Raw genomic sequence first — 11,777 nt, 5'->3', positions numbered from 1 at the left:
TCAATAGCTAACAGCTAATCGCTAACAGCTATAGCTAATTTACAGCCAATCATCATCATCATCCCAATCATCCTCAGGTTGAACAATTCTCGAAGTCCGGCGGGGAGCCGCGTCACTATCCCGACTATACCGCTGACCGCCTGTAGAGCCGCTATTGCGACGGTCATCGTCATAGCGATCGCGCGAACGGCTACCCTCCGAGCGATCTTGATAGCGGCTACCCTCCGAGCGATCTTGATAGCGGTTACTTTCATAACGATCTTGATAGCGGCTACTCTCATAGCGGTCTTGTGTCGAGTTGCCAAACAAGGAATCGCCTTCGCCGGAAAACGTGCGACGGATCGATCCGAAAAAGTCGTCCTCGTCCTCCATTGATTCCATCCGCACCTCTCGGTTCAGCTCGTAGAGTGCATCCTGGAGATCGCTTTGTGCCCGATCCACAGACCGATCGTCATCGCGGGCAATGCTCTGGCGCAGTTCCTGCACCATGTTCTCAATGCGACGGCGCTGACCGGCAGCAAACTGCATTCCATAGGTCAGCGCCACTTCTTTCAGTTGCCGTTCCGCACTGAAAGCCAGTGCTTCGGCGCGGTTGCGCTTCTCCACCCGTTCGCGCCGTTCCCGATCTGTTGAGGCATATTGCTCGGCTTCCTGAATCATCCGGTTAACTTCCGATTCGCTTAAAGTGGAAGCCCCTTGAACGGTGATGCTCTGCTCTCGCCCTGTCGTCCGGTCTAACGCCGTCACCTGCAAAATCCCGTTGGCATCAATATCAAAAGATACCTGAACTTGGGGCACTCCTCGCGGTGCTGGGGGAATGCCAGTGAGCTTAAACCGCCCTAGCGACTTGTTATCAGCCGCCATTTCCCGTTCCCCTTGCAGGACGTGAACTTCCACCAAGGTTTGGTTATTTTCAGCGGTCGAGAAGATATCCGAACGCCGCACGGGTATCGTCGTGTTTCGGGGGATGAGTTTCTTCATCACGCCGCCTATCGTTTCCAATCCTAGGGACAAAGGCGTGACATCCAGTAGTAGCACGTCTTTGACTTCACCGGCGAGGATTCCTGCTTGAATTGCGGCACCCACTGCCACGACTTCATCTGGGTTAACGTTCTCGTTTGGTTCCTTGTCAATTAAGCTACGAACCAGCTGTTTCACCAAGGGAATGCGAGTAGAACCGCCCACTAACACCACTTCATCAATCTTGGAGGGGTTCAGACCAGAATCCACTAAAGCGCGTTTGACGGGTGCCTTCAATCGGCTCACCAAATCCCCACACAATCCTTCAAATTGCGCCCTCGTCAACCTGGTTTCTAAGTGTACGGGACCTTCTTCCGTGGCAGTGAGAAAAGGTAAGTTAATATCTGTGACCGTGACGCCAGACAGCTCAATTTTGGCTTTTTCGGCGGCTTCCGTGAGGCGTTGTAAGGCTTGGCGATCGCGTCTGAGATCTACCCCTTCTTTTTCCAGAAATTGCTCTGCCAGCCAATCCACAATTTTTCGGTCAAAATCGTTCCCGCCCAATTGGGTGTCGCCACTGGTGGCTTTTACCTCAAACACTCCATCCCCCACTTCCAGGATGGAAACGTCAAATGTACCGCCGCCCAAGTCAAACACCAGAATCGTCTGAGTATCCTTGCGATCCAAACCATAAGCCAAAGATGCAGCCGTTGGCTCGTTAAGAATCCGCAATACATCCAACCCGGCGATTCGCCCAGCATCTCGCGTCGCTTGCCGTTGGGAATCATTGAAATAAGCCGGAACTGTAATCACCGCGCCCGTCACCGGCTGTCCCAGATAACGACTCGCCTCATCTGCCAACTTTTGCAGCACCATTGCCGAGATTTCTTCTGGAGCAAATTCCCGCTTCAGTCTGGGGCATTTGACTTTAATATTGCCCTCGTCATCCCGCCGAATCGTGTAGGGAACTTGCTTCGAGGTGGGGCTGAGTTCCGCATACTTGCGTCCGATGTACCGTTTTACCGCATAAAACGTATTCTGCGGGTTTAGAACGGCTTGCCGCCGTGCCATTTGTCCAACTAGGCGTTCCCCGTCTTTGCTGAAGCCTACCACGGAGGGAGTAGTCCTCATGCCTTCCGCATTGGCAATGACAACGGGCTTGCCGCCTTCCATGACAGCTACGACTGAGTTGGTTGTTCCGAGGTCAATGCCGACTACCTTGCCCATGCGATTCGTGTTCTCCTTACCTAACTTAATATACTGAGAACAATTTGCTGGATTTATTCTATCTTGCTGTCAGGAATGAGCAGTATCAGGCAAGAGAGAAACTCAATGATATATCGACTCTTTATTATTTTTGCTGCGAATCATCGCTTCTTGTCCCGCTTTACTGCCGTCGTGGCAGGATGTTTGCTGGCGATTGGCTGTTCGACAACGCTAGTACCCCAAATTACCCATAGGAACCTGCTGGTTCAGCCCTTAGCTGCCACAACAGCAGCGACTAAGAGCGATTCCTTGTCGGAGGCAATTAACTACGCTAACAGGGCTGCTACCCTGGCTCAAACGGCTAGATCGGCGGCGGACTGGGATGAAGTTGCCCAAACATGGCTAAGCGCGATCGCATCCCTGCAAGCCATACCACCCGACAGTCCCCAACGAGTCTATGCCCAGAAGAAAATTATCGAGTATATGGCTTTTTTGCAGGTAGCCCAACAAAGAGCCGCTGCAACCAGCTTTCAGTTTAAATACCCCACCTTTAACAACCAATTGCTTGATAATCAGCTAGTTCTTTATCTGTCCTACATCGCTGCCCTTGGCCCACCCGATATTTTAATTGTAGGCAGTTCCCGCTCTTTGCAGGGAGTCGATCCCAAACAGATGCAGCAAGCTTTAGCGGGTAAAGGTTTTGGGGGATTGAAAATCTTTAACTTCGGGGTGAATGGTGCGACTGTCCAAGTGATTGATTTGTTGTTGCGGAAAATTTTAACCGAAGAGCAGTTGCCGAAACTCATTGTGTGGGCGGATGGAGTGAGAGCCTTTAACAGTGGGCGTGTAGATCGGACTTATAACTTGATTTTGGCTTCTCCAGGCTACAAGCGCTTATTAACGGGCAATCGCCCCTTAAGTGGTATTACACCCTCTAACCGCCCGGATACACTCTTAACGGCGACCCCACCTCCAAACCTCAACTCAGTTGCTGATACCAACCTAGACGAAATTCCCCAGAATGAAAGCCAGTTTAATATCACCCTTTTGAATTCTCAGCCGTCCAGCGAGACAATACTGGCTCAAAATACTCTAGGAGGATTGACTCCCGACTACTCGGCAGAGGCAATCGACGCCAATGGATTCCTTCCCGTAAATATCCGATTTAATCCTGCTATTTACTATCGACAAAAGCCGCGAGTTGCAGGCGCTTATGACAGTGATTACAGTGCCTTCCAACTCGGAGGTAAGCAGGAGGTGGCGTTGAATAATTTAATGGTATTTGCCAAGCAGCGTCGGATTCCAGTATTCTTCATCAACCTGCCTTTAAGTAGAGATTATTTAGACCGAACTCGTCTTAGAGCTGAGCAACAATTTAGACCTTATATGGTTCGCCAATCTAGTGCTAAAGGATTCATCTTTCTCGACTTATCCAGACAGTGGACAAACCAAAATGGCTATTTTGCCGACCCCAGCCATCTAAATCGCTATGGTGCGGCTGTCATCGGTCGCCAAATTGCTGCCGATACTAGAATTCCCTGGCCTCGCTAGACAAAATATGGTCGGCACTATCCAATGCTAGAGCTAAACAAACAAAGCCTGCTTTACGGGCGATTACTATTTCTTTTGTTTTTGTTGTAGTTGCTGAGATTATGCCCTTGCGATTGAATTTGTTCTCTCTAATCCGCTAAAACTCCTCGTTCTCATCCCCGTCTAAATAAGTATTAGGATTCAACCCCTGCTGTATCGTCACTTCATGCTCATAAAAAGCTTGAGGATTTGGAGGATAAGAGAGAATAAATCTGGTCTGTTTAATTTCGACAGTATCTTCGAGCCGAGTTTGAATGGAAATTACTTTTTTTAATAGCCGTTGATAAATGACCAAGCTAGGGCAGATGACAACTAATTCTGTCATTCCAGTGTCGTGATGAGTGATTCTCCACTCACAATGGCTAAACAACGCTTTTAGGGAACCATTTAGCTTTTCATACAGGCGTTGTCTTTGAGCGCGTACTGCTGCAAGCTCCTTTGCCAGTGCCCTATCTCGTTCGCTGAGTGGTTGAGGTGCATCGGGATTGTCGTGACTCATCGGTCTTTCCTGCGGGTTCAGCTCTGGACGATAATTTCTCATTATTGCCCCGATGCGATCGCAGCTAGTATTCATCGATCGGGAGAGGGTGACAACTTTACAGAGATTTGCAGTGGGGTAGCGCTATCTTCTGTAACGAAATGCAACGTATAATGAGAGCGACCAAACACGCAAGCAGCTATAAGGGTAGACCATCAGATGCGAGTTGCGATCGCTGGGGCGGGTTTAGCAGGGCTTTCCTGCGCCAAATATTTGACAGATGCCGGTCACACTCCCATCGTTCTAGAACGTCAGGACGTTCTAGGCGGTAAGGTGGCAGCATGGAAAGACGAAGACGGCGACTGGTACGAAACCGGACTGCACATCTTTTTTGGGGCTTATCCCAATATGTTGCAGCTATTTAAGGAACTCGGTATTGAAGATCGATTGCAGTGGAAAGAACACACAATGATCTTCAACCAACCTGATGCCCCCGGTACTTATTCACGCTTTGACTTTCCGGACATTCCGGCACCATTTAATGGCGTCACAGCGATTCTAAGCAACAACGATATGTTGACTTGGCCTGAAAAAATTCGCTTCGGGATTGGTTTAATTCCGGCGATGGTTCAGGGGCAAAAATACGTTGAGGAGATGGATAAATACTCGTGGTCGGAATGGATGAAAAAGCAAAACATCCCCCCACGGGTAGAAAAAGAAGTTTTCATTGCCATGTCCAAAGCACTGAACTTCATTAACCCAGATGAAATTTCTGCCACGATATTGCTGACCGCTCTCAATCGCTTCCTTCAGGAAAAAAATGGCTCAAAAATGGCATTTTTGGATGGTTCCCCGACCGAGCGGTTGTGTCAGCCAATGGTAGATTACATCACCGAGCGCGGTGGGGAAGTGCGGTTGAATATGCCGATCAAGGAATTTTTGCTCAATGCCGATGGCACGGTGCGGGGATTCTTGATTCGTGGGTTAAATGGTGCTGCGGATGAAATTATTACGGCGGATGCTTATGTATCTGCGATGCCGGTTGATCCCCTGAAGGTGATGTTGCCCCAATCTTGGCGTCAGATGGAGTATTTCCAAAAGCTAGACGGCTTAGAGGGTGTCCCGGTCATCAACGTGCATCTGTGGTTTGACCGAAAATTAACTCAAATTGACCATCTGCTGTTTTCGCGATCGCCCTTGCTTAGTGTCTACGCGGACATGAGCAACACCTGTCGCGAATATGCGAACCCCGACCGCTCAATGTTGGAATTGGTGCTGGCACCAGCAAAAGATTGGATTAGCAAATCGGATGGGGAAATTGTAGACGCCACCGTCGCAGAATTGGAAAAACTTTTTCCCGATCATTTTGGGGGTGAGAACCCAGCCAAGTTACTGAAATATCACGTTGTCAAAACCCCTCGTTCAGTCTACAAGGCAACTCCAGGGCGTCAGCAATATCGTCCTTCCCAAGAAACACCGATTGCGAATTTCTATTTGACGGGTGATTACACCATGCAGCGTTACCTAGCGAGTATGGAAGGTGCCGTACTTTCTGGTAAGCTGACAGCGCAGGCAATTGTGAGCAGTCAGTCGTCAGTAGTCACCGATCAATCGTCAACGGTCACCGATCAGGCGTTAGTCGTTAGTGGGTAATGGTTAGGGGGAAAGAGTCTACTCCCGAATATCTGACTATCTATTACCTGCTACCAAAGAACAACAGACTCAGGACAATTGACAATTGACAACGGAAAACTGACAATCTCTGGTGCCTGTACTGAATGCTGCAACTGTCTAATTTCCCGCGCATGAGAACGCTGGCTTCAATAGAGGACGCTTACCAACTCTGTCGCCAGATTACGGCTAAGTACGCAAAGACGTTTTATCTGGGTACGCTGCTGATGCCAGCAGCCAAGCGCCGTGCCATCTGGGCAATTTATGCTTGGTGTCGTCGCACCGATGAACTGGTAGACGGTGCCTCAGCTGCGATTACGACTCCTGAAACTTTGGATCGATGGGAAAAACAACTAGAATCTGTTTTTGCTGGCGAACCCCTAGACGACCCGGATGTGGCTTTGGTAGATACGCTGAAACGCTTCCCGATGGATATTGAACCATTTCGGGATATGATTGCGGGTCAGCGGATGGATCTCTACCGGAGCCGATACAAGACCTTTGAAGAACTCAATCTTTACTGCTATCGGGTTGCCGGTACGGTGGGGTTGATGTCTACTGCGGTGATGGGTGTCGATACGGAACCGTATACAGCACCCTGGAAACGCAATCAAGAGATTTATATTCCGACCTCGGAAGCGATCGCACTTGGCATTGCCAACCAACTCACTAACATCCTGCGAGATGTCGGAGAAGACGCCCGTCGGGGTCGCATTTACCTGCCCCTCGAAGAATTAGCGTTATTTAACTACACCGAACAGGATCTGATGAATGGCGTAGTCGATGAGCGATGGCGCGAATTGATGCGTTTCCAAATTCAACGGGCACGCAAATTCTACGTTGAAGCCGAACAGGGAATTGGTGCCCTTAGCCCCGATGCTCGTTGGCCCGTTGCGGCGGCTTTAATGCTCTATAGCCAAATTCTCGATCGGATTGAACGCAATCAATACGATGTATTTAGCACCAGAGCTTACGTCCCGACTTCCCGGAAGCTGCTGAGTTTGCCAGCGGCTTGGTTGAGGGCGCAGGTGCTATAACTCTGTGGCGCTGGCGGCTTGTGGCGCTGGCGGCTTGTGGCGCTGGCGACAACCAGAGGAAAATCAACTCACGTCTGTAAACTTTATGTTTTTTGGGATTAGCCATTCCCGATTTCAAGTCCGTTTATTGAGCAATCGATAAGCGGACTTGCTCCTATTCAATCCATAGATAGCCCCAAATCAACCAGGAATGCGGCTCAGGTTGCCTCTAATGGACAACGGATGCGGCTAGATGAGGATGCTCGCTCTCGTTCTTCAAGCCTTATTAGCACTACCAGCAATCTCTGGCGGCAATTCAAAGCAGCCATCATCCCCCGGAGAGAAATCCAGCACTTGCACCACAGCATTGATATTTAAAGATCCATAGATATGAGGAAACCGTTCTCCTTCGTCGAATCCCTCGTATCGGATTTCTGCCTCAACTGCCTCCGAATCAAGGCACAGGAGGACTAAGCCACTTTGGGAATGAAAAAAGCTATTCGCTACATTAATAACTTGCTCTGGCGTTGAGCAGTGGATAAAACCCTCCGATTCCAGGGTATCGCCACAATATTTTTTAGTTGATTTTGCTTCTTCCCACTGTTCGCGCTTCGTGATGTGCAAAATAATACTCATAAAATTTCTCAAAAATTGTTAATTTTACAGTTAAATTGGTAAGAGATAGGCTCTTCTTTACTTGCACAAATAGAGGCAAAATCCGGTTGACTTAAGACTAAAAACCTTCCCTGTGTAGATTGCCTTGAGACCTGTAACCACGCATATTAAGGCATCTGATGGGTTTGGACAACCCGAATCCAATCTATAATTATGCCAAACCAAACCGGATTGAGTCAAAGCAAATCTTACCAATTAGACGAATTCCCCTTTGGCAACTAAAATTACTTTACCACCCACCGATACTTCAATGAAATCAGCCTTTTTGTGAGCTTTTAACAACAACAAAGAAGGTCTGCCAATTTCATACCCTTGCTCAACTCTGACATCAATTGTCTCTGCTCCAAAATAGGAATGCTGAACCAAATAACCAGCTAAACAACCATTCGCACTTCCTGTAGCCGGATCTTCGGGAATTCCTGCATACTCGGCAAACACTCGCACGCTCAAGTTATTCTCTGGATGATAAGTTTCAGGGCAGAAAACCAATATACATTTGCCTTGAGTATGACTAACTAAATCAAAATATTTATCCTTATTTACCTTGATTCGCTTTAAGGATTGGTGCGTTTTCAAGGGAACGATAATAAAGGGAACTCCCGTAGAAACTTCTTGAATCGGGAATCGAGGATCTATCTCGCTGGGTTCTAAATTCAAAACTTGGGCGAGTGCCTCTCCCTCGAAGGTTTGGGTAAAAATAGGTGGTTTTTGCTGCATCCACAACCATTCTACTGCTTGCTCTCCGTAATGCAGCGATACAGGAATCTGTCCGACTTTTAGATTTAAAATTAAGTTTTCAACCGGCTGATTAATAATTTCTTGTTGCAAAATATAAGCAGTCCCTAAGGTAGGATGCCCTGCAAACGGTAACTCTTGCTCAGGCGTAAAAATCCGCACATCATAACCTCCATCTCGAACCTCTGGAGAAGTTATAAAAGTGGTTTCCGAGTAGTTCGTTTCTTTAGCAATTCTTTGCATTTGAACATCAGAAAGCTCACCGGCATCCGTAAAGACTGCTAGTTGATTACCCGTGTATTTTTCTACGGCAAATACATCAACAATGTAAAAGTGAAGTCGCTTCATACTTGTCAAAATCGCTGCTATATGGTTTATTAGCAAGAGGCTGGGATCGCGTCTAAATGCACAACTCAGCCAGAGGGCAGATATACCAAATAAGGAGGTTGGTATACTAGAGAACGTTTGCAAATCCAGAGTGCATTGTAACTAAAGATTTTTTTTGCCAATGCCATTTTTCGGACTTGTTTGGGTAACTTCTTGGGTCAGCTGTTTTTTCTCTAACCAGGCGTTGTCGAGTATACCTGATTACCTCTCGATAACACTTCCAGCCAAGGTTTTTTCATCTGTCAATAATCCCCTGGATAGCGATAAACCTCTGTTTGTTTACGCTGTAGGAACGGGGAAACCCTACTCTTATTTGAGCGGTTTACATTCTCAAAAATTCAGTGCGTTCTTGCCTTCCTGGGATTTCCAGATAGGAGGAAATCAGAGCCAATCTTCATCAAACAAAGCCAAAACGCCTGAACAATCTAGGCGGAAGCTAGCGACGGTGGATAATGTGCTTTGCCGCCCCGGCTCGGCACCCATGAAGGAAGCGCCAGTAGCGCCAACTATCCTATCTCAGTCGGCTTCATGGGTTGAAGTTCCTGTCAGTCGAGCGTCAAAGCCGAGTATTCCAGACAGAATCATGCAGGTGATGCAGAATTTATTGAAATTGCCTGCTTGGGCTGAATCTCGCGATACAAAGCCTTCGCAGGTTGCAGTCGTTCAGATTCGCGACCAAGGCGCATTGGGCGATCGCTTAATCAATGAAAAAATTGGAAAACGGCAAGGTCTGTGGATGTCCTTGGCTGGGCGCAAAAGCAAGAGCGTTGCCACATCTAGCGGAGAACCGGAGCAGTTTCAAGTCTGGGTGAAGGGACATTTGGTGGCTCAAATCCCCGAAAAACCCCAAGCTGAGCGATTTGCCAAGCGAATCGCGCAACTCCTGCAAAACTCCAATGTAGACGCTTCGCAACTGAAACCAGCGCTGGTGGATGGGAAGCCGGGGGGTAAGCTAGGCAACAACCAGTTGTTTGTAATTGACGACGCGATCGCTACCGACTTCAATCGCGATCGCCAACTCTTGGCAATCGAATGGGTAAATAATCTCCGCCTCGCCTTGGGTGAAAAGCCCTTAACCTTGGTAGAAGCTCAAGCCCAAATGCACGGCTTAATCCAGACAGATACCAAACTAGAGGGTTTAGCCTCTTGGTATGGCGGTTATTTTCACGGACGCCAAACGGCAAACGGCGAAATCTATAACCAGGATGCACTCACGGCGGCTCATCCCTCTCTGCCTTTTAATACCTTTCTGAAAGTAACAAACTTGAAAAATGGGGATGCTGTCATCGTGCGGGTGACTGACCGTGGCCCCTACATTGCGCCGAGAACGCTGGATTTGTCGCGGGGAGCCGCTCGCTGCGTTAAGAGCGAAGAGGTGGGCGTGATTCCCTATGAAGCGGTCGTAATGAAACCGCTCTAACCTCGATCGAGGGCTGTTCTTGAAAAAAAGACGCGATTAATCATCGCGTCTCTACACTCCATTAACGGTTTAGCCTCTATTCAAGACAGCGGATAGCCTCTAGCAAGCCTTTGGCTTTGTTAAGGGTTTCTTGGTACTCAGTTTCGGGGCGAGAATCGGCAACCAAACCTGCCCCCGCTTGGACTGACACCTGATGTTTCCCACTGGCTTGAGAACGAACGACCATCGTGCGAATCGCGATCGCTGTATTTAATTGCCCCTCAAAGTCATACCAGCCATATGCCCCTGAATAAGGGCCACGACGGCAGGGTTCGAGTTCGTGAATAATCTCCATCGCCCGAATCTTGGGGGCACCGCTGACGGTTCCGGCGGGGAAGCAGGCTTTGAGTAAATCCCAGGCGGTTTTATCGGGCGCGAGTTCTCCTAGCACGTTGCTGACGATGTGCATTACATGAGAGTAACGCTCGATTAGCATCAATTCATCGACTCTCACCGTGCCGCTGGTGCAGACGCGCCCCAAATCATTGCGGCCTAAGTCAACCAGCATCACGTGTTCGGCAATTTCCTTTGGGTCTTGAAGTAAGTCCTCAGCAAAGGCGTCATCTTCTTTTGGCGTCTTCCCTCGCGGGCGCGTTCCGGCAATCGGGCGCACGGTCGCGCTCATCCCCTCCTCTGTTAGCGCCGCATCGCCTCCGTAAGAACTCAGCACCGCCTTCACCATCACTTCCGGGCTAGAGCCAATAATCTGCCAATCGCCGAAGTTGAAATAAGCCATATAAGGCGAGGGATTAATGAGGCGCAAAGAGCGATATAAGGCAAAGGGATCGCCGCTATATTCGGCACAGAGTTGTTGAGACAGGACGACCTGAAATATATCTCCGGCACGAATATAATCTTTTGCCTTTTCCACATTGGCGCAGAATTGTTCGCGTCCGGTGTTGCTGGTGTAGGTGAGTTGCTTCTCCCGATTTTCAGGGGGCGTCCATTGCAACAAAGTATCTTTTCCTGACAGAGGTAGCTGGAGTTTGCTGACCAGTTGAGTAACGCGATCGCACGCTTGTTGATATGCCTGAGCCAAATCAACCTCTGGGTCGCGCAAATCCGCATACGCGATCGCCCAAATCTTCCGCTTCACCTGATCGAAAATAATCAGGTTATCGACCTGCATCCACAATCCATCCGGCAAATCGTCCTCTGAGGCGGGATAAATCGGCACGCGCGGCTCTATCCAGTTAATCAGTTCATAACCCCAGAAGCCAAATAATCCGCCGATTCCGGGCGGCAATTGGGGCAACGTAACCGGATGAAACGGCTTTAGACAATAAGCTAATGCCTGAAATGGATCGCCTTCAAACGCGATCGCTCTCCCGTCACGGTGGGTTTGCGTCGTTTTATTTCCTCTCGCCTCCAACACCCACAAAGGATCGCAGCCGACAAAACTGTAGCGACCTACTTTTTCCCCACCTTCCACGGATTCCAGTAAAAAGCTATAAGGCTGTCCAGCACAGACTTTGTACCAAGCAGACACGGGTGTATCTAGGTCTGCCACCCATTCTTGATACACCGGCACAAAATTACCCTGTTTAGCCAGATCGGAAAATTGGGAAAAATCAGGAAAAATCATAATTTTCTTGCGTTC

The 11,777-nt window shown here is 48.7% G+C and carries 9 protein-coding genes; 4 read left to right on the top strand and 5 right to left on the bottom strand.

Translation table 11 applies throughout. The features are described from left to right. Positions 1 to 39 precede the first annotated feature (39 nt). Complete coding sequence (dnaK, locus tag NC997_RS00470; protein WP_190524324.1) at positions 40 to 2,187, bottom strand: molecular chaperone DnaK; 2,148 nt, start codon at positions 2,185 to 2,187, stop codon at positions 40 to 42. A 105-nt stretch (positions 2,188 to 2,292) separates the two neighbouring features. Between dnaK and NC997_RS00465 the strand changes: the two genes are divergently transcribed. Then, positions 2,293 to 3,717: a hypothetical protein gene (locus NC997_RS00465; protein WP_190524322.1), complete on the top strand. Its 1,425-nt coding sequence runs from the start codon at positions 2,293 to 2,295 to the stop codon at positions 3,715 to 3,717. 136 nt (positions 3,718 to 3,853) lie between these two features. Here the strand turns inward: NC997_RS00465 and NC997_RS00460 are convergent, their stop codons facing one another. Beyond that, positions 3,854 to 4,255, bottom strand: coding sequence for a hypothetical protein (locus tag NC997_RS00460; protein WP_206753608.1), 402 nt, complete (start codon positions 4,253 to 4,255; stop codon positions 3,854 to 3,856). A 198-nt stretch (positions 4,256 to 4,453) separates the two neighbouring features. On the opposite strand from NC997_RS00460, the gene pds reads away from it, so the two are divergent. Further along, positions 4,454 to 5,887: a 15-cis-phytoene desaturase gene (gene pds, locus NC997_RS00455; RefSeq protein WP_190524315.1), complete on the top strand. Its 1,434-nt coding sequence runs from the start codon at positions 4,454 to 4,456 to the stop codon at positions 5,885 to 5,887. A gap of 125 nt (positions 5,888 to 6,012) precedes the next feature. Beyond that, the gene (gene crtB, locus NC997_RS00450; RefSeq protein ID WP_190410266.1) at positions 6,013 to 6,942 is read left to right on the top strand and encodes a 15-cis-phytoene synthase CrtB; all 930 of its coding nucleotides are present in this window, start codon (positions 6,013 to 6,015) and stop codon (positions 6,940 to 6,942) included. Between the two features lie 255 nt (positions 6,943 to 7,197). Here crtB and NC997_RS00445 read toward each other — a convergent pair whose 3' ends face one another. Then, positions 7,198 to 7,557 carry a DUF952 domain-containing protein gene (locus NC997_RS00445; RefSeq protein ID WP_190524312.1) on the bottom strand — a complete coding sequence of 120 codons (360 nt, stop codon included), beginning with the start codon at positions 7,555 to 7,557 and terminating at the stop codon, positions 7,198 to 7,200. Between the two features lie 234 nt (positions 7,558 to 7,791). After that, complete coding sequence (locus NC997_RS00440) at positions 7,792 to 8,679, bottom strand: PhzF family phenazine biosynthesis protein (RefSeq protein ID WP_190524309.1); 888 nt, start codon at positions 8,677 to 8,679, stop codon at positions 7,792 to 7,794. A 160-nt stretch (positions 8,680 to 8,839) separates the two neighbouring features. Here NC997_RS00440 and NC997_RS00435 point away from each other — a divergent pair, with 160 nt between their 5' ends. Next, positions 8,840 to 10,138 (top strand): septal ring lytic transglycosylase RlpA family protein, encoded by a 1,299-nt coding sequence (locus NC997_RS00435; RefSeq protein ID WP_348257746.1) that lies wholly within the window; start codon positions 8,840 to 8,842, stop codon positions 10,136 to 10,138. Between the two features lie 76 nt (positions 10,139 to 10,214). On the opposite strand, the gene NC997_RS00430 is transcribed toward NC997_RS00435, so the two are convergent. Then, complete coding sequence (locus tag NC997_RS00430; protein ID WP_190524306.1) at positions 10,215 to 11,762, bottom strand: anthranilate synthase component I family protein; 1,548 nt, start codon at positions 11,760 to 11,762, stop codon at positions 10,215 to 10,217. Positions 11,763 to 11,777: the final 15 nt, after the last annotated feature.

The sequence above is a fragment of the Trichocoleus sp. DQ-A2 genome (genome assembly GCF_039961915.1).
GTDB lineage: Bacteria > Cyanobacteriota > Cyanobacteriia > Cyanobacteriales > FACHB-T130 > FACHB-T130.
This window is presented reverse-complemented; position numbering and strand designations above follow the sequence as displayed.

Coding starts and splice junctions, on each gene's coding strand:
- crtB (WP_190410266.1), top strand. CDS start 6,013: ATGCTGCAACTGTCTAATTTCCCGCGCATGAGAACGCTGGCTTCAATA.
- NC997_RS00460 (WP_206753608.1), bottom strand. CDS start 4,255: ATGAGTCACGACAATCCCGATGCACCTCAACCACTCAGCGAACGAGAT.
- NC997_RS00465 (WP_190524322.1), top strand. CDS start 2,293: ATGATATATCGACTCTTTATTATTTTTGCTGCGAATCATCGCTTCTTG.
- dnaK (WP_190524324.1), bottom strand. CDS start 2,187: ATGGGCAAGGTAGTCGGCATTGACCTCGGAACAACCAACTCAGTCGTA.
- NC997_RS00445 (WP_190524312.1), bottom strand. CDS start 7,557: ATGAGTATTATTTTGCACATCACGAAGCGCGAACAGTGGGAAGAAGCA.
- pds (WP_190524315.1), top strand. CDS start 4,454: ATGCGAGTTGCGATCGCTGGGGCGGGTTTAGCAGGGCTTTCCTGCGCC.
- NC997_RS00430 (WP_190524306.1), bottom strand. CDS start 11,762: ATGATTTTTCCTGATTTTTCCCAATTTTCCGATCTGGCTAAACAGGGT.
- NC997_RS00435 (WP_348257746.1), top strand. CDS start 8,840: ATGCCATTTTTCGGACTTGTTTGGGTAACTTCTTGGGTCAGCTGTTTT.
- NC997_RS00440 (WP_190524309.1), bottom strand. CDS start 8,679: ATGAAGCGACTTCACTTTTACATTGTTGATGTATTTGCCGTAGAAAAA.